This is a genomic window from Cutibacterium sp. LaCa_89 (genome assembly GCF_058177555.1).
Window position 1 is genome coordinate 198,291 of sequence record NZ_CP190889.1, and the last position, 17,816, is coordinate 216,106.

Below are 17,816 nucleotides of genomic sequence, written 5' to 3' on the forward strand. Positions count from 1 at the left end.
CGCTCAGGGTCGCGTTGCGCCAAAACGGATGAAAATCCTGTACCAACGTCCGTCGTCACGGCGGTGCTGGTCGATGATTTGCCCGATGGGTGAAAATGGGTAGCGTGAGTCGATCAGGTCGTCGGTGGTGGCCTGTCGTCGTTGGGGTGCTTGTCCTGCTCGTGGTCGCGGAGGTGCCGCTGGCAATCGGGGTCCTTCGGCCACGCCTCGAGCCGGTCCCGAGGAGGACTGACGTTGTCTACGCCATCGGACCGGCGGATTTCCACATGGCCCAGGCCCGTAACCTCATGCGCCGTACGGGGGCCTCGACACTCGTCGTGACCATCAGCGTCGACCCGAGGACCGGCGAGGAGTACCGCAAGGATTTCTGCGACCCGTCCCCCCATTGGAAGGTCATCTGCCTGGTGCCCGACCCGTACACCACCCGAGGTGAGGCGGCGACCCTGCGTGACCTGGCGGCGCGTCATCACTGGTCCGACGCCGTGGTGCTCACCGATCCCCCGCACGTCACACGCACGCGCATGTGGATGGACAGGTGTGCGGCGATCCCCGTCACCGTCGTCGAGTCGACGGACCGGGCCTCCCGGCACGTCAACCTTCGGAAGGTCGCCTACCAGTCGGCTGGATGGGTCGTGGGACAGGTGCAGAGCTGTCCGTGAACCGGTCGCCGCGGCGGAGCCTGCCCATGATGACGATTGAAGCGTCAATCAGCCGGGCTTCCCGATCGGAGGATCCCATGTCCGCGACTCCACGCATCGGCATCATCCTCGGTTCCACCTGCCCCGGTCGCGTCCGTGACTGGTGCCCTGACTGGAGATATTGGTCAATCGTGAGAAGGGAGGCTGGTTCCCGCAAGCTGTGTGGGGCCGATGATGGTTGTCGAAATGCAACCAGCCATGAAGCTCGCCGCGCCGTTCGGTCTCGGAGGTATAGCAGCGGATGGAGGCCCAGCCGTCAGCCAGAGTGCGGTGAAAGGGCCCACCTTTCCATTGGTCTGCGGCCGACACAGCCTGGTGGGCTTGTGCTTGATGCCGAACTCTGCGCAGGTGTCTCACCACAGGTGTGAACGATAGACGCCACCGTTGTCCGACAGGCCCCGCTCGACGGCGACACCTCCGGTGTTGAACCACTCGACCGCCCTCACCAGCACAGCGATCGCAGTTACAGCAGTTTCATCATCGTAGACCTCGGCATAGCCGACACGGGAGTGACCGCCGATCACAGTGTGAACGAAAGCCCCGCCCATCAACGGATCCCGGTACTTGTTGCGGGGCTTGCCCGGTGCGGCCACCCGATTCTTCTCGCCCTGGCGCCGGCCGACGTAGCGCCAACCCCCGCCCTCAAAGATGCTGCCGAGCTTCTCCACATCACCGTGCAACATCACCCCAGGGCAGTCATGCTCGTAGCACCGCACCAGCTCACCCGTTGTCCGGTCGACATGCGACAGACGGTTCAAGTGGGCGTCTGTCAGGATCCGGTGGACCGTCGACGGGGCGATCCTGAGCTGGCACGCGAGCTGCACCGGCCCCTCACGCAGACGAAGCCGCAGGCCGACACAGGCCGGGCGGTCTGCGGGCTGGTCTTGTTCGGCAAGCGGTGCGGCCGGGATGACCTGTCCTGCATGGACTGCCCGGTAGTGGTTGGCCCAACGCTTCACGGTCGGCCAGGAAACCTGGAACCGGGCAGCGACCTCACCGACCAGCCAGCCGTCCTCGACGACGAGACGAGCGACGAGCAGGCGGCGGCGCGGCATTGGCGTGGGACATGTGCAAGCTTTCTGGACGAGCCCCGCGCTCGCCCAGGCTCACTTCGGGTAGTGCTCGTCGGTGTAGCGGTGCAGTGCCTGGGCGGCGAACGCGGCGGCTTCGGCGCCGCCGAAGGCGGGATGGAAGTCAGAGCTGGTGGCGTAGAGGTTGGCCATGCCGTGGAGCATGGCGCGTGTCTTGGCGGTGTCCCCCACATGGGCGGGGGTGCCGGGGATCTGGGCGAACCAGGCTGTGTGAACCGCTGCGTGGTCTTGGGCGGTCGTGTCTGTTGGGGCGATTCCTTGGTCATACAGCTCGCCCCAACGAGCCAGGAGCCCTTCGGCGTCGGCCTGGAACTGTCGTTGCTGGTCGATGCTCTTGGCGTGCCACCAGCGGTTCGACTGCTCAAACACCTCGCGGCCCCACCGCTGGGCGACCTCGTCCTCGTAACGGTCGTTGAACCCTTCGAGCACCATGTCCACCCGGGGCTGTCGACCTGCGCGACGCATCACCAAGGTGTGCTCGACCGCAGCGATGCGCCTCGCAAGGGCATCCTGGTCCTGGCGTAGCCGGGTCAGGTGAGCTTCGAGAGCTTCGACTTCGACACCATGGTCAGCCTCGTCAGCCAGCACCGCCTTGATGTCGGTCAGGGACAGGCCGGCATTACGCAGCAGCAGGATCCGTTGGAGTCGCGCGACTGCGGTGGGTCCGTAGTGGCGGTAGCCGTTGGCGCCGATCCGGTCCGGGACCAGGAGACCGATCTGGTGGTAGTGGCGCAGGGCCCGTGGGCTGATGCCAGCCCGGTCCGCGAGTTCGCGGACAGTCCACTCCACCATCGCGCTCCTCCTGTCAGCACTTGTGTCGCGGCAGGCCCAATTGTGGCAGGGCGACGTCGAGGATCTCGGAAGCCGGCGTGGTGACACACTCGGCTGCCTTGCGGCCGGTCGCTTCCAGGTAAGCCTGGGCAATGCGGGCCCCGGCCGCGTATCCAGCGCCGGTGGGCAGTCCGACCGGCGTGGAACCGAACAGGCGAGCGCTCGCGTCGCCGAGGACCCAGGCGGCGAAGTCTTGCATTCCTGTCACGTCCAGACCCTTGACGACCTTGCGCAGAACGTCGTCGCTGCGGCGGGTGTGATCGGTGACGAAGTGCGTGTAGCCGCGCCGTCCATAGGACTGGGCAGCGAACAGGTCGGCCAGCCCCTCCGCGACGACGTGCTCCCCAACCGTGACGGTCTGCGGGTTCCACACGATGCCACCGGGCGAGTAGCGCACGTTGTGGTGAAGCTCGTGCAGCGCGATCGCTTCCAGCCGGTCGACGACCTCGTCCGTGGGCCAGACCGTGATCGCGATGTAGCCACTGATACCGCCGAAGGCCGACAGGCCACGGATCTCATCCACGAAGTGCCGATTGGTGGGATCACCCAGGACCAGCAGCACCGTCAGGTCGGGAATCGTCGCCCCAGGACAGGCCGTCCCCAAGTCCTGAGTGCCCTGCGTGAGGGACTGCTCTATGCGGCCCCAAGCGTCGGCCTGCTCCAACCGGTGGAGGGCATCGACCATTTCCTGGCGCGGAGCACCCGACCCGAAGCCGAAGTTCTGCCCGTGAACTGCGGCCATGTCGGGACCACCAGGAATGAAGAAGTACATGCCGGCCATCGGCTCCCACAACCGGCGGGCCGCCTCCGGCCACTGGCCAGGGGAGCTGTGGAGCATGGCGCGCATGCCTGCGGCGCTGTCGAGCATCGTGATTGTCATGCCTTGGACGCTAAACATTGACGTAACGGCAAGGTCAACCCTGTAGGTTGATCAACGTGTCCGGTCAGTGCACCTAGGGCAGGACAACTGCACCGGCCCCTCCCGCAAGCGCAGCCGCAAGGTGATGCAGCGCCGAGTGGTCTTCTGACTGGTCTTGTTCGGCGAAGAGTGCGGGCGTGAGCTGCAGTCTTGCATCGGCTCGCCGGCTAGGTAGCGGTCTATCCACCGCTTCACAGTCGGTCAGGACACCTGGAATCGGGCAGCGACCTCACTAATCTGCCAGCCCTGGTCAACGACCAGACGGGCGTCGATGAGCCGGTGGCGGGGCGTGAGAGCTGCGTTGGCATGGGGCACTGGTTCTCCTCATGGGGGCGGGCGGCCTCCTCGAGGAAGCCGCCCGCCGGGGGGTTGGTCACTGGTCTGGTCGGTCAGAGCGCAGGGAGGAGCTCGTCGTGGATCCAGCTGGTCAGGGTTGTGGGTGTCGTCGTGGTGAGGTTTCGCGGCTGCTCGAGGTGGAAGTCGTCGCGTAGTCCGGTGCTCATGCCGAGGACGGCGTCGGCCATCATGGGCGGCATCCCGGCGGCGAGGTAGTTCTGGCGCATTGCGGTATCGCTGATCTGCTCCACGTGCACGGTGTGGCCGACCTGCTCTGTGAGGGTCTGGGCCACCTGTCGCCAGGACAGGTCTTGTGGTCCGTGGACGGCTTGCACTCGGTGGCCGTGCCACTGGGTGTTGAGCAGGGTGAGGCTGGCGACCTCGGCGATGTCGCGCGGGGCCGCCCAGGCCATGGGCTTGTCCGGCGGCAGGACTGTCGTCAGGCGCCCCTGCCGGACGGCGTTGACGTCGAGGAGCAGGTTGGTGAAGAAGTAGCCGCAGCGCAGGTGGGTGACATCCCCGTCGAGTGCATCCAGTGCGACCTCGGTGCCCGCGAGACCGTCGATCTCGCCGGCGCCGTGACGCTTCTCGGCGCCGACGCTGCTTTGGAATACGACGCGGCCGATTGCGTTGGCAGTGGCCGCCTCCACCAGTGCCTGTGTGGCCAGGGCATAGTTCGCGAGGGGGTCGGGTGACATCACGCTGGGATCCACCCAATAGATCGCGTCCACGCCCCGCGTCGCCGCCCTGACCTGATCGGGGTCGGTGGAGTCGGCTTCGACGACATCGGCGTGGTCCCGTACCGCCCGGGGACGTTCTTGGGGCTCCGGGCCAAGAGCAGCGGGCGCACTCCGACTCGGATCAGCATGGTGGTGACGTGGCGCCCGACGTGGCCCGTCGGGGTCGTGACCGCGATTCGCACGTGAGTCTCCTTTCAAAGGGTCTCGTTCAGCGACGCTAGCCACAGATCCGGCCTGTTCTTGTCCTCGTTTCGGGCGACAATGGCCGCATGGAGACCCCTTCATCGCGCGCTGCTCCTGCTGTCCCTCTTGCAGACCGGGCGTGACTGGACCGCATCGGAGCTCGCGCAGCACCTCGACATCGCTGACCGGACCGTCCGCCGTGACATCGCCCGGTTGCGCTCCCTTGGGTACGACATCCGCTCCGCGCCCCGGGCCCGGTGGCACCTATCGGCTCGTGACGAGCGTCAAGATCCCGCCGCTCCTGCTGGACGCCGACGAGGTCTGTACCCTCGCCACGGGCCTACTCGTCCTGGAAGCGGGTGGAGCAGACGCGTCAGCGGCGGTCGTGCGCGAGGGAATCTGGTACCTCATTGCCTACGACACTCAGCGGGCAGACTGGCGGCTGTTCCGCCTCGACCGCGTCCAGGATGCCGCTTCTCAGGCCGCGCCTCTCGATGCCACCATGCCCGACTTTCCCGCCGCCTCCATTCAGGAGTGGCTTACCACTGACTTCAGACGATCGCGGACTCACGACAACTAACGTGTCCGGTCAATACACCTAGGAGACTTGGAACCGGGCGGCGACCTTGCTGATTGGCCACCCGTCCTCGACGACGAGCTGGGCGACTTTGAGACGATGGCGTGGAGTCAACGCAGCGTTGGCGTGTGACACAGACCCCTCTACTGGAAGTGGGAGCAGGCGATGGAAGACGTTCTCGGGGGCGTGGGACGACGCCTGCGCAGTGTCCGGACCGCTCGCCGCATGACTCTGGATGACCTGTCACGAATGACGGGAATCTCCGTCTCGACCCTCTCGCGACTGGAATCTGGCGGTCGCAAACCAACCCTGGAACTGCTGCTGCCGCTGGCTCAGACTTTCGGGCTGCCGCTCGATGACCTTGTCGGAGCGCCCCCGATAGGAGACCCGCGGGTCCACCCCCGGCCAGTCCGCCGCAACGGGATGACGGTTATCCCGTTGTCACACATCCCGGGCCCCCAACAGGCACTCAAAATGGTCATCCCCGCCACGAAGGACGCTCCAAGGCTGACGCGGCACGAGGGGCACGAATGGATGTACATCTTGTCTGGCGAGCTGCGGCTGATCGTGGGTGACCACGACTCGGTCCTGCTGCCCGGCCAGGCGGCAGAGTTCGACACGCGCACCGCTCACTGGTTTGGCAGCACCGGGCGTGGACCAGTCGAGATCCTCAGCTTGCTGGGCCTTCAGGGGCAGCGCGTCCACGTCGCTGACCCCGCATCTGGCAATGTCACGCCGTCATGCGCTGCCGGATCTGCTTGAGTGCCACGCCGGAGAGCCACAGGCCGATCCCGTAGGCGCTGTGAGCCCGCAGACTGCCGAGCCGCGCCTGCGACGGGCTGGGAGTCTTCGATGCCGCCACGCCGAAACCGAACGCCGGCTGCATCACGAACCATGGGGCGCCCACTGTTGCCAGTCCCATCGAGACAGCCGGCACGAACCGCGGATCATCCAGCCATTTTGAGTCGGCAAACGCCAAGGCCACCGCGAAGCCAGAACCAATCGTGTAGTGAGCACCCCAACCCAAGGCCCTCTCACTTGGAACAGGTTCGGCCGTCATGATCGACTCATGTCGAAATCGGCCAGCGGGCATGTGCCCGAGCCAGCGCCCGACCAAGGCGTAATCCAGCGAGCCAGTACCACGAGTACGCCGCAACACCTCCGCCGTCAGGTCCATCACTGCCGTCGCGCCGACCCCCACGACAACGCCCTGAACGACCCGACTCGCTGAAAGTCTCATGTTGCACCTCTCCCGACCGACGATGAGCTTCTATGAGACCAGTACGCGTGTCGACCCAGCAAGAGAATTTGCCACATCAGCAAATCAATCAACTTCTCCGGTCAGTACAGGTAGGTCGCCACGTGGGACTGGCCATCTCGCCCCAACCGTCGCCATCAGCTTCGCCAGCGACTTCGAGGCCGTGACGACCACCCCCACGATCCACCTCGTCACCTCCTTGGAGGCTGAGTTAGACGCCGTTATCGCCTGGACGAACGCGCTGGCTCCGCTGCGCGCCAAGGGCTGATCGTCGCCAGGGGGTTTCCGGAGCAGCGTCCGATGGTCGTGGGCCCCGGCCCCTCACACGTCGGCCGGTGCCGCCCCGTCGGCGTCCGCCGCGTTGAACTGCGACTGGTAGAGGTCGTGGTAGTGGCTGCGCCGCTCGAGGAGCTCGGCGTGCGACCCCTGCTCGACGATGTCGCCGTGTTCCATGACGAGGATGAGATCCGCGTCACGGATGGTCGAGAGCCGGTGGGCGATGACGAAGCTGGTACGTCCCTTGCGCAGGTTGGCCATGGCTTCCTGGACGAGCATCTCGGTTCGAGTGTCCACCGAGCTGGTGGCCTCGTCGAGGATGAGCAGGTCCGGGGCGGAGAGGAAAGCCCGAGCGATGGTGATGAGCTGCTTCTGACCGACGGAGACGTTGGACCCGTCCTCGTCGATGACGGTCTGGTAACCGTCAGGCAGGGTGTTGACGAAGTGGTCGACGTGAGCGGCCCGGGCGGCGTCGAGGATCTCCTCCTCGGACGCCTCCGGGCGGCCGTAGGCAATGTTGTCGTGGATCGTCCCGCTGAACAGCCAGGTGTCCTGCAACACCATTCCCAGTCGAGAGCGCAGTTCGGTGCGGGGGACCGTGGAGATGTCGAAGCCGTCGAGGGTGATGGCCCCGCCGTCGATCTCGTAGAACCGCATGAGCAGGTTGACCAGCGTCGTCTTGCCAGCACCGGTGGGTCCGACTATCGCCACCGTCTGGCCCGGCTCGGCGACCAACGAGAGGTCGGCGATGAGAGGTTTGTCGGGGCTGTAGGAGAAGCGCACGTGGTCGAAGACGACACGTCCCTTGGTGGCAGGGAGACTGCTGTCGGCGTCTGTGGACATTTCGTCGGCGTCGAGGACCTGGAAGACGCGCTCTGCCGAGGCCACTCCTGACTGCAACAGATTCGCCATGGAGGCGATCTGGGTGATCGGCTGGGTGAACATTCGGGAGTACTGAGTGAAGGCCTGGACATTGCCCAGAGGAATCTGGCCCTTGGCCACCCGCAGACAGCCGATGAGCACGATGACGGCGTAGTTGGCGTTGCCGAGCAGGAACATCACCGGCTGGATGAGTCCGGAGATGAATTGGGCCTTGGCGGTGGCTCGACGAAGCTCCTCGTTGCGTTCGTGGAATTCCTGGGCAACGGCCTGGGTGCGGCCTAAGGTCTTGACCAGAGCGTGGCCCGAATACGCCTCTTCCACGTGGGAGTTGAGTTCTCCGGTGGCCTTCCACATCTGGGCGAACTGCCCCTGCGCCTTCTTGCCGATGGTTCCCGCGATGACTCCGGCAACCGGGATGATGACCAGGGAGATCACCGCCAGCAACGGGGAGATCCAGAACATCATGATCAACACGCCGATGACGGTCAGCAGGGCGTTGAGGAGTTGTTGGAGGGTCTGCAGCAAGGTCTGCGAGACGTTGTCGATGTCGTTGGTCATCCGGCTCATGAGCTCGCCGTGGGGCTGACCGTCGAAGTAGGACAGCGGCAGTCTCTCCAGCTTGGCACTGACCTGACGGCGCAGGTCGTACATGGATCGTTGGATCGCGGTGTTGAGCAGGAATCCCTGCAGGAACATCAGCAGGGCGGCGCAGGCATACAGGCCCAGGGCCCAGGCCATGATGACGCCGAGTCGATGGAAATCAATGCCGGAACCGATGATGACATCGGGGTACTGCTGCAGCAGGGTGATGATCTTCCCGCGATCGCCACTCTGACCGGCCTGGCCGAGCTTGTCGATGAAATCGCAGGCCGTCATGCCACGCGCTTGAGGAACGTGTCTGCCCAGCTGTTTTCCGACAATGCCGCCGAAGATGACGTCGGTGGCCCGGCCCAGGATCTTGGGGCCAATGACATTGAAGCTCACCGAGATCACAGCCATGATGACGACAATGGTCAGGACGAGGCGATGAGGCTTGAGCTGGCCGAGCAGCCGCCTGAGAGACGGGCCGAAGGAGATGGGCTTCTCAGCGACCCGGCCGCCGCCTCGCCGTGACGAGGCTCGGGCGAGCTCGGCATGCTCGTTGCGGGCGGGAGCCTTCTCGACCTTGCCTCTCATGCCGCCTCCTCGGTGGAGAGCTGGGAGTCGACGATCTCGATGTATGTCGGGCAGGACTCGATGAGCTCGTCATGGGTTCCCTTGCCGACGATGCGTCCGGCATCCAGGACGAGAATCTGGTCGGCATTGCGGATCGTCGAGATCCGCTGGGCGACAATGAGCATCGCGGCCCTGCCTTGGTGGGCCTCCAGCGCGGCCCGGAGCCGGGCATCAGTGGCGACGTCGAGGGCGCTGAAGGAGTCGTCGAAGACGTAGATTTCGGGGGCTTTGACCAAGGCCCGAGCGATGGACAGTCGCTGTCGCTGGCCGCCGGAGACATTGGTGCCGCCCTGGGAGATGGTGGCGTCCAACTCCCCGTCCATTCGGGAGACGAAGTCGTCGGACTGAGCGATGCGCAAGGCGTCCCAGAGCTCATCGTCGGTGGCGCCGGATCGGCCGTCGCGCAGGTTGGAGGCCACCGTGCCGCCAAAGAGGTAGGGCCGCTGAGGCACCAGCCCGATGCAACTCCACAGGACTTCGGGGCCGTAACGGCGGACGTCGACACCCTTGACGAGGACCTGCCCGTCGGTGACGTCGACGAGGCGCGGGATGAGGTTGACCAAGGTTGATTTGCCCGAGCCTGTCGAGCCGATGATGGCCGTCGTCGTTCCGCGCTCCAGCTCGAAGGAGATCTTGTGGAGCACCGGTGCGGAGGCTCCGGGGTAGCTGAAGGTGACGTCGCGGAACTCCAGCAGGGTGGGGTTGTCGGGCAAGGTCGTCACCGGTTCGGGGTCAATGTAGAGGGACGACGAGGTCTGCAGCACTTCTGCGATGCGGTTGGCGCAGACCGAGGCTCGCGGCCACATGACGACGAGGAGTACGGCCATCATGACGCTGATGAGGATCTGCATGAGGTAGGTGGTGAAGGAGGCGAGGACGCCGACCTCGGTCTTGCCGCTGTCGATCTGGTGGGCCGCGAACCAGAACACCGCGACCTGGGACAGGTTCATGATGAGCATGACGAGCGGGAACATCGCGGCCATGGTTCGTCCGACACTGACCTGGATGTCGCGCAGGGCGGAGTTGGTGGCGTCGAAGCGGGCCGCCTCATGGCGTTCCCGTGCGAAGGCTCGCACTACGCGGATGCCGGTGATCTGCTCGCGAACGACGCGGTTGAGGTCGTCGATACGTTTCTGCTGGCGTTTGAACAGCGGACCCATCCGGGAGACGATGAGCCCCGCTCCAATGCCCAACAGCACGACGGCGACGGCGATGATCCACGACAGGGAGACCTCGGCTCGGATCGCCATGACGACGCCGACGACCATCATGATCGGTGCTCCGATGAGGACGGCCAAGGTCATGAAGACCAGCATTTGCACCTGCTGGACGTCGTTCGTGGTGCGGGTGATGAGGGACGGAGCTCCGAACTGGTTGACCTCACGGGCCGAGAAGTCGAGGGTGCGGGTGAAGACGGCGTCGCGGATGTCGCGTCCCATTCCCATGGCGACCTGGGCGGCCAGGAACACTGCGATGACCTGGCAGATCGTCTGTCCCAGGGCGACGGCCAGCATGAGGAGGGAGTGTGAGGTGACGTAGCCGGTGTCGACGCGGACGACTCCCTGGTTGATGATGTCAGCGTTGATCGTCGGGAGGGTCAGCGCGGCGATCTGGGCGCAAATCTGCGCGACGACGATGACGATCACCTGCAGGCGATAGGGCCGAAGGTGTCGGGCCACGAGTTGTGTCAGCACGAGTGCTCCTCGGACAGGGACATGTGCAACCGGCGTCAGAGGATCTGCCGGGCGGCCGCGAGCGGCACGATCGACACCTTAGAGGAGATGGGCAGTGTTGTCCGCATGTCGTCAGACGGGTCGGCCTTGTCGGTAGGCTGTGAGACACTGAATCCGCTGTGCCGTGAGAGGTGACGATGAGACGCAAGCTGGCCCTTGTGGTGGCGGGGGTGCTTCTCGTCGGCACAGCTGCGTGTTCACAGACGTCGACACCACTTGCCAAGCCTAGTCGTGACGATTCGGTCGAGGTCTGGCATCGGATGTCCATGGCATCTGACCTGCCGAGCTTGGAGAGCGCCGGTGACGGGTACCAGCGTCGTAACCCTGGTGTGACACTCAATTTGCACGCGATCTCCTCGACGACCGACACGTACCTCAACACCTTGGAGACGTCGGTTGAGGAGGGCAAGGCTCCCTGCATGGCTCAGGTGCCGAGCACGTCGGTGGCGAAATTGGCCCATCACGGGGTGCTGGAGGATGTCACCCAGTACGCCGAGCAGTACCGCGACAAGTACGACCGCGGCCCGATGTCGCGGGTTGCGTACCAGGGGCGGACATACGGACTTCCGATGGACACCTCCCCGATGGTCCTCTTCTACGATTCCGACGCCTGGTCCGAGGCCCATGTGTCAGCTCCCAAGAACTGGGAGGAGTTCCGTGCCGCGGCCACGATTCTGGCGTCTACGGGCAAGGCGGTGTCAGATATGCCGGTTGAGAAAACCGGGTGGCTGGCAGCGGTGTCCGACACCACAGGATCGCCATGGTTCGTCCCGCTGAATGACACGACCTGGCGGGTTGGGATCGATTCTGACGGGGTGCGCAAGCTCACCGACGAGTTGCAGCGGATGGTCGAGGCCAAGCAACTCGTCGTATCTCATGGATGGGAGTCGGTGCAGACCGATTTCTCCTCCGGGAAGATTGTCGGACACATTGGCGCTCCCGCTGATCTTCCGGATCTCACGACTGCCGTCGGGGCTGGGCGGCACCATTGGAAGGTCACCACCATTCCTCCGCTCGAGGGCAGTGATTCACGGGTGGCGTCGTATCAGGGCTCGTCGTGGGTGGTCCTCAAGGGATGCAAGACGCCGAGTGAGGCATTGGACTTTGCTGACGCCCTCGACGACCAGCCCGAATTGCTGACGGGGCGTGGTCTCATCCCAGCTGGTAAGGCCGAGAGAATGACGACGCCGACGTCCTTCAAGACGTTGGTCGGCAACGAGGACGTCGTCGGGGACCTGGCTGATCTGGGTCGCAAGATTGACGACGACTCCTCGATCTCGCCGGTGTGGGACGAGGTCGCGGCGGCCTGGCGCCCCAGTGCGAAGCTCTGGGCGACGAAGACGAAAGTGTCTGGGACGTTGCCTGCGTTGGCATCGAGGGCCAGAGGTGCCTTGGCCGCTGGTGGGTTGAAGGTGGCTGAGGGGTAGTTTGATCCGTCATCATTGTGTCCCGAGGGGATGCACGAAAAACATGGCTTGGCCAAATCGTTCCCTCCCCTCCTCTTCGATAGGATTTCCCGGTGAGTTCTGACACCGTTTCCAGCCAGTCCCCTGAGGTCTCCGAGCAGATGCAGGTTCGTCTCGACAAGCGGGCCCGGATCATTGCCGACGGAGGCCAGGCCTACCCGGTTGACCTGCTGCGCGACCACACCCTGGCCCAGATCCGTCAGAAGTACACCGACGACCTCGGCGAGTTGACCCTGGCCCCCGGCGAGGAGACCACCGACGAGGTCACCATCGGCGGGCGTGTCGTCTTCGTCCGCAATACCGGCAAACTCTGCTTCGCCAGCCTCCAGGACGGGTTCACCGAGACTTCCAATGGCGAACGTCTGCAGGTCATGCTCTCCAAGGCCGAGGTCGGCGACGAGGCCCTGGCGGCATGGAAGTCCGACGTCGACCTCGGAGACCACGTGTGGGTGCGTGGCCGTGTCGTCGTTTCCCGCCGTGGCGAACTGTCCATCATGGCCTCGGAGTGGCGGATGGCATCGAAGGCTCTGCGTCCCCTGCCGACCCTCCACAAGGAGCTTTCGGAGGAGTCCCGGGTGCGTCGTCGCTACGCCGACCTGGTCGTCCGCGACGAGTCCCGTCAGATGGTGCGCACCCGCGCCATCATCACCCGCGCAGTGCGTCACGCCCTCGATGAGCGTGGCTTCCTGGAGATCGAGACCCCGATCCTGCAGCTGGTCCACGGTGGTGCCGCGGCTCGTCCGTTCAACACCCACCTCAATGCCTTCGACATCGATATGAGCCTGCGCATCGCCCTTGAGCTCTACCTCAAGCGCGCGATGGTGGGCGGCACCGACCGTGTCTACGAGATGGGCCGTGTCTTCCGCAACGAGGGCATCGACTCCAGCCACTCGGCCGAGTTCTCCATGCTCGAGGCCTACATGAGCTGGGGTAACCAGTTCACCATCGCCGAGGTCATCAAGGACATCATCATGGAGGTGGCCGACGCCCTCGACATCCACCAGATCGAGACGCCCAAGGGCACCATCGACCTTGATGGGGAGTGGCGCTGGGTCAGCGTCTACCCGGGCCTGTCGGAGAAGTTGGGACGCGAGGTCACCCTCGACACTCCGCTGGAGGAATTGCAGGCCATTGCTGCCGAACACGAGATCGAACTCGATCCGTCCTGGGAGGCCGGCAAGGTCGTCATGGAGCTCTTCGGCGAGCTCGTCGAGCCTGAACTCATCAACCCCACTTTTGTCTGCGACTACCCGGCCATCGCCCAGCCCCTGGCCCGCCCGCACCGCGACGACCCGCGCATGGTCGAGGCCTGGGACCTCATCATCGGCGGTATGGAGCGCGGCACTGGGTTCTCGGAGCTCGTTGACCCCGTCATCCAGCGCGAGGTTCTCACCAAGCAGTCCCTGGCCGCTGCGGCCGGTGACCCGGAAGCCATGCAGCTCGACGAGGACTTCCTCGAAGCCCTCGAGTTCGGCTGCCCGCCCATGGGCGGTCTGGGACTCGGCGTCGACCGTCTGGTGATGCTGTTCACCGACGCCGGTATCCGTGAGACGATCCTCTTCCCGCTGCTCAAGCCCGAGCACTGACGATGTGAGGCCTGCCGGGAATGTCCCGGCGGGCCTTTCTGTTCTGCCTCAGGATTGGGCGAGCCCCAGCCTCCAGCTCTGCCTGCGCCAGTTCACTTCCACAAGGTGGCGACGCCGAAACCGGCGGCCATGAGGCACATGCCGATGAGGACGTTCCAGTCGCCGAGATCCTTCATGCCGGGGATCTGGTTGCCTGCGATGTAGTAGACGATCAGCCACAGCACACCGAGTAGGAAGAGGGGGACGAACACCTTCGGCACCCAGGAACGATCAACCGGCGCAGCCTTCTTCTCGGCCCGGCGCTCCTCGACCTTGGCCCGGTTCTTGGCCTGGGCCTTCTTCTTGGCTTCCGGTCTGACCTTGGATTCGGGCACGGTGACTACTCCTGGGGTTTCGAGGACACGCCCACCGAGCGTGATTGGGACAAGTGTTACTTGGCTAGCCTAGAGGACGATCGCCAATTCCGGCGACACGGGTCGGGCTGCGAGGAGGGGACGATGAGCGACGACGACGCCGAGGACGTCCGTCGTGATGACTCCACCCCTGAGCATTCCGATCCTTCTCCCGCCACTGACCCTGCGCCTGACGGGGCTGACACGCCCGAAGAGGCAGATGAGGACGTCGTCGGTGGCCCCCTCATCCAGGACATCCGCTCGGACTCTCGTCATCCACGGCTGGCCAGATTCGCCACGGTGCTCGTCATGGTGACGGCCGGATTCATGATGACGACGGCCGCGGTCAATTCGCGTGGTCATGACCTTCGTCCCGAACGGGACACTGACATGGCCACCCTCGTCCGTAATCAGGCCAGTCACAATGCCGCCCTGCAGAAAGAGGCAGCCAGCCTGCGAGCCCAGGTTGACGAGCTCTCCAAGGCCGATCAGACCCCGGGCGCCGCCTCCTCGACCGTCCCCTCGGCGTCAGCCTTGGCGCCCTCGGTGGGTCTGGGAGCTGTCAGCGGCAAGGCACTGCGGGTCACCCTCGATGACGCTCCCCTCAGTGAGAATCCCGACGGTGTCGACGCCAACATGCTCGTCGTCCACCAGCAGGACATCCAGATGGTCGTCAACACCCTCTGGGCTGGGGGAGCGGAAGCCATGACCATACAGGGACAACGAGTGACCTCCACCACAGCCGTGAAATGTGTCGGCAACACCGTCGTCCTGCACGGAGTCGCCTACGCCCCGCCCTACGTCATCGAGGCGATTGGGGACCGCGCCGCCATGGAGCAAGCCCTCGACACCTCCGAGGCGGTGCGCATCTACAAGGGGTACGTGAGCGCCTACCAGCTCGGATGGTCGGTGGAGCGGGTCGGTACGGTCACGATGCCGGCCTACACCGGCACCGTCGCCATGGGCCACGCCACTCCCCGCTGAGTCGGTGCGCCTGACACAACCTGAGCATGATGGCGTCTCGACGCCGGCCTGCGACACAATGACCCCATGACAGCCAGGATCCTCGTCGTCGACAACTATGACTCCTTCGTGTGGAATCTCGTGTCCTACTTGGGACAGATCGGGGCAGACACCACGGTGGTTCGCAACGATGATCCTCTCTTCGAGGATCCGCAGTGGTGGGTTCCCTTCGACGGCATCCTGCTGTCGCCTGGCCCCGGACACCCCGAAGACGCCGGAGTGTGTGTGGACATCCTGCGTGGTGCCCGCCGACCGGTTTTTGGCGTGTGCCTGGGCATGCAGGCCATGGCTGTCGCGTGGGGAGGCCATGTCGGACGTGCAGAGGAGCAGTTGCACGGCAAGACCTCGCCGATTCACCACGAAGGGGCGGGAGTTTTCGCTGGCCTGCCAGACCCGCTCGTCGTCACCCGCTACCACTCCCTGGCCGTCGATGAAGTCCCGACCGAGTTGGAGGTGACAGCACGCACGGACACCGGTGTCGTCATGGGCCTGCGTCACCGCAGTCTGCCGGTGGAAGGGGTGCAGTTCCACCCCGAGTCAGTACTCTCCCAGCACGGTCATCAGATGCTCGCCACCTGGTTGGTGGAGTGCGGGGACCCGGAAGCCCCCTTCCGCGCCAGCCAGATGAGCCCGCTGATGAGCGCGGCGGACCGCTGATTCAGCCGTGAGATGACGACGGGCTGGCCGTCGATGTCGGGACCGGTGCGATCGACGTCGAGGGGTCGTCCTCGCTCGGAGTAGGGCTCGTCGGGGCCTCGTGGGTCGGTTCCGGTGGTGCCACGGCGACGAGCACCCTGATGGCAGTTGACCGCTTGGCAGTGGCGCCGTAATCCGGGTCCTGGCCGAACACCGTCCCCGGAGCGGCCGAGGACGTCGTCTGACGCTCCACGGAGATGGAGAATCCGTTCGAGCTGGCAGCGGCGTTGGCCTCTTCGACGCTCATGCCCTTGAGGTTGGGAACGATCGACTTACCGGTCGCGATCGTCAGAGTCACCTGCTGTTCGGGGGTCAGCGACGTCCCCGCAGCCGGGCTGACGGAGTCAACCGTGCCCGCCTTGGCGGTATTCGGCTCGGTCTTCGGATCGTCGTCGGTGACCTTGATCTGGGTGTCCGAGAATCCGGCGTCCTTGAGGGCCTTGACGGCATCCGACCTGGACATCCCGACGGTGTTCTGGGGGATCGTCAGCTTCTTCGGCCCGTCATTGACGGTGATCGTCACCTCGCTGCCCTCAGGAACCTTCTGATTGGCAGCAGGATCCTGGGAGACGACCTGGTTGGCAGTGGACTCATCCTTCTGGACGTGCTCGACCTTCACCTTGAGGCCGGCGTTCTCGAGGGTCGAGGTAGCTCCCTGCCGACTCAGACCAGTAACCGCCGGGACATCAACCATCTTCACGGTGCTTGACGGCGTCGTCGGAGACGGCGAGGGGTCCGAGGAGGGGTCATCAAACATCTTGTACAGGCCGAATCCGAGCAGGGCGACCAACGCGACGACCAGGATCGTCACGAGGGCGATCGGCCAACGCTTGCGCCGGGGTTCTTCAGGCTCCTCGGGGCTTTCGGTCCGAGCCGGAGTGACACCATCTCGCTGAGCAGCGGCAGCTGGGGCGGGACGAGTCGCGGCGGCAGTCGCCGCAGCAGCCGGGACGAGGTGGGTCTGCTCCTCCGTGTCAGCCTCGGGATCGGCGTGAGTCCGTATTGCCAGTGGCTCGCGTCCAGACAACAGGCGATCAATGTCGTCACGCATCTGCTTGGCAGTCTGGTAGCGATCGGTCGGGTCCTTCGCTAGGGCCTTGAGGGTGATGGCGTCCATCTGTTGAGTGATCTCGGAATCCAGCGAGGACGGCGGGGCCGGGATCTCCCGGACGTGCTGGTAAGCCACTGAGACGGGGGAGTCACCGATGAACGGCGGGCGTCCGACCAACAGCTCGTACAGCAGACAGCCGGTGGCATAGATGTCGGCTCGGTTGTCGACTGTCTCGCCGCGAGCCTGCTCCGGGGAGAGGTACTGGGCGGTGCCGATGACGGCTGCCGTCTGGGTCATGGTGGCAGAGGTGTCGGCAACCGCGCGGGCGATGCCGAAGTCCATCACCTTGACGTACCCCTCACGGGTGAGCATGACGTTGGCCGGCTTGATGTCACGGTGGACGATGCCGGCGGCGTGGGAGTAGCTCAGCGCATCGAGCACACCCTGGGTGAACTCGAGGGCGCGGCGGGGAAGGATCTTGCGGCCGTCGCGCAGCACGTCGCGCAGGGTGTGACCGTCAATGAGCTCCATGACGATGTAGGGCACCTGCAGGCCGGTTGTCGGATCCTGCGTCTCACCAGTGTCATACACGGCGACGATGTTCGGATGGTTGAGGCGTGCAGCAGACTGCGCCTCACGCTGGAACCTGGCCTGGAAGGTGTCGTCGCTGGCGAGGTCGGCGCGCAGCCTCTTGACCGCGACGTCGCGGCCGAGACGGTGGTCGCGGGCCTTCCAGACATCGGCCATGCCGCCACGACCGATGAGGTTCTGCAGTTCGTAACGCCCGGAGAGCCAACTCTCAGTGCTCATTGAGGGATCTCCTTTGTGGTGAGACGTGGTGGAATGTGCTGGTTGTCTGTCTA

Annotated in this window: 15 protein-coding genes and 4 pseudogenes; 8 read left to right on the forward strand and 11 right to left on the reverse strand. The window is 64.9% G+C overall.

The features are described from left to right. The first annotated feature begins 95 nt into the window (after positions 1-95). Complete coding sequence (locus ACP8LP_RS00810; RefSeq protein WP_016666758.1) at positions 96-659, forward strand: YdcF family protein; 564 nt, start codon at positions 96-98, stop codon at positions 657-659. A 102-nt stretch (positions 660-761) separates the two neighbouring features. Here the strand turns inward: ACP8LP_RS00810 and ACP8LP_RS00815 are convergent. The 5 genes and pseudogenes from ACP8LP_RS00815 to ACP8LP_RS00835 all read right to left on the reverse strand — a co-directional run bounded on the left by ACP8LP_RS00815 (position 762) and on the right by ACP8LP_RS00835 (position 4,900). After that, positions 762-1,753 (reverse strand): annotated as a pseudogene (locus tag ACP8LP_RS00815) (IS481 family transposase). Between the two features lie 51 nt (positions 1,754-1,804). Next, a complete protein-coding gene (locus ACP8LP_RS00820) occupies positions 1,805-2,581 on the reverse strand; it encodes a MerR family transcriptional regulator (RefSeq protein ID WP_016666760.1) in 777 nt (258 codons plus the stop codon). A 13-nt stretch (positions 2,582-2,594) separates the two neighbouring features. Beyond that, positions 2,595-3,500 carry a DUF2268 domain-containing putative Zn-dependent protease gene (locus ACP8LP_RS00825; RefSeq protein WP_036975676.1) on the reverse strand — a complete coding sequence of 302 codons (906 nt, stop codon included), beginning with the start codon at positions 3,498-3,500 and terminating at the stop codon, positions 2,595-2,597. A gap of 81 nt (positions 3,501-3,581) precedes the next feature. Beyond that, positions 3,582-3,854, reverse strand: a pseudogene (locus ACP8LP_RS00830) (helix-turn-helix domain-containing protein); the annotation flags it as partial. Between the two features lie 74 nt (positions 3,855-3,928). After that, complete coding sequence (locus tag ACP8LP_RS00835; RefSeq protein WP_252906052.1) at positions 3,929-4,900, reverse strand: NAD(P)H-binding protein; 972 nt, start codon at positions 4,898-4,900, stop codon at positions 3,929-3,931. Here ACP8LP_RS00835 and ACP8LP_RS00840 point away from each other — a divergent pair. Continuing rightward, positions 4,877-4,990 (forward strand): annotated as a pseudogene (locus ACP8LP_RS00840) (transcriptional regulator); the annotation flags it as partial. The gene ACP8LP_RS00835 and the pseudogene ACP8LP_RS00840 overlap by 24 nt on opposite strands. Before the next feature lie 31 nt (positions 4,991-5,021). Then, positions 5,022-5,378, forward strand: a complete 357-nt coding sequence (locus tag ACP8LP_RS00845) for a WYL domain-containing protein (protein ID WP_484483208.1) — start codon at positions 5,022-5,024, stop codon at positions 5,376-5,378. 21 nt (positions 5,379-5,399) lie between these two features. On the opposite strand, the pseudogene ACP8LP_RS00850 reads toward ACP8LP_RS00845, so the two are convergent. Further along, positions 5,400-5,510 (reverse strand): annotated as a pseudogene (locus ACP8LP_RS00850) (IS481 family transposase); the annotation flags it as partial. A 30-nt stretch (positions 5,511-5,540) separates the two neighbouring features. On the opposite strand from ACP8LP_RS00850, the gene ACP8LP_RS00855 reads away from it, so the two are divergent. After that, positions 5,541-6,137 (forward strand): helix-turn-helix domain-containing protein, encoded by a 597-nt coding sequence (locus ACP8LP_RS00855; protein WP_016666766.1) that lies wholly within the window; start codon positions 5,541-5,543, stop codon positions 6,135-6,137. Here the strand turns inward: ACP8LP_RS00855 and ACP8LP_RS00860 are convergent. The 3 genes from ACP8LP_RS00860 to ACP8LP_RS00870 form a co-directional block, all read right to left on the reverse strand. Next, the gene (locus ACP8LP_RS00860; RefSeq protein WP_016666767.1) at positions 6,106-6,615 is read right to left on the reverse strand and encodes a DUF2938 domain-containing protein; all 510 of its coding nucleotides are present in this window, start codon (positions 6,613-6,615) and stop codon (positions 6,106-6,108) included. The two genes, ACP8LP_RS00855 and ACP8LP_RS00860, sit on opposite strands and share 32 nt — an antisense overlap. Positions 6,616-6,954: 339 nt before the next feature. Further along, positions 6,955-8,967, reverse strand: coding sequence for an ABC transporter ATP-binding protein (locus ACP8LP_RS00865; protein WP_484483209.1), 2,013 nt, complete (start codon positions 8,965-8,967; stop codon positions 6,955-6,957). Further along, complete coding sequence (locus ACP8LP_RS00870) at positions 8,964-10,700, reverse strand: ABC transporter ATP-binding protein (RefSeq protein ID WP_484483210.1); 1,737 nt, start codon at positions 10,698-10,700, stop codon at positions 8,964-8,966. Before ACP8LP_RS00870 ends, ACP8LP_RS00865 begins: the two co-directional genes overlap by 4 nt. Positions 10,701-10,876: 176 nt before the next feature. On the opposite strand from ACP8LP_RS00870, the gene ACP8LP_RS00875 reads away from it, so the two are divergent. Both ACP8LP_RS00875 and lysS read left to right on the forward strand, forming a co-directional pair. Further along, positions 10,877-12,166, forward strand: a complete 1,290-nt coding sequence (locus ACP8LP_RS00875) for an ABC transporter substrate-binding protein (RefSeq protein WP_036979655.1) — start codon at positions 10,877-10,879, stop codon at positions 12,164-12,166. 92 nt (positions 12,167-12,258) lie between these two features. Further along, entirely contained in the window at positions 12,259-13,791 is a 1,533-nt protein-coding gene (gene lysS, locus ACP8LP_RS00880) for a lysine--tRNA ligase (RefSeq protein ID WP_334353162.1), read from the forward strand. A 92-nt stretch (positions 13,792-13,883) separates the two neighbouring features. Here lysS and ACP8LP_RS00885 read toward each other — a convergent pair whose 3' ends face one another. Further along, positions 13,884-14,165: a cell division protein CrgA gene (locus ACP8LP_RS00885; protein WP_016666773.1), complete on the reverse strand. Its 282-nt coding sequence runs from the start codon at positions 14,163-14,165 to the stop codon at positions 13,884-13,886. A gap of 123 nt (positions 14,166-14,288) precedes the next feature. Between ACP8LP_RS00885 and ACP8LP_RS00890 the strand changes: the two genes are divergently transcribed. Beyond that, positions 14,289-15,167 carry a DUF881 domain-containing protein gene (locus tag ACP8LP_RS00890; RefSeq protein WP_334353163.1) on the forward strand — a complete coding sequence of 293 codons (879 nt, stop codon included), beginning with the start codon at positions 14,289-14,291 and terminating at the stop codon, positions 15,165-15,167. Between the two features lie 66 nt (positions 15,168-15,233). Further along, positions 15,234-15,863 (forward strand): anthranilate synthase component II, encoded by a 630-nt coding sequence (locus ACP8LP_RS00895; protein WP_016666775.1) that lies wholly within the window; start codon positions 15,234-15,236, stop codon positions 15,861-15,863. Position 15,864: 1 nt separating this feature from the next. Here the strand turns inward: ACP8LP_RS00895 and pknB are convergent, their stop codons facing one another. Continuing rightward, positions 15,865-17,763 (reverse strand): Stk1 family PASTA domain-containing Ser/Thr kinase, encoded by a 1,899-nt coding sequence (gene pknB / locus ACP8LP_RS00900; protein ID WP_484483211.1) that lies wholly within the window; start codon positions 17,761-17,763, stop codon positions 15,865-15,867. Positions 17,764-17,816: the final 53 nt, after the last annotated feature.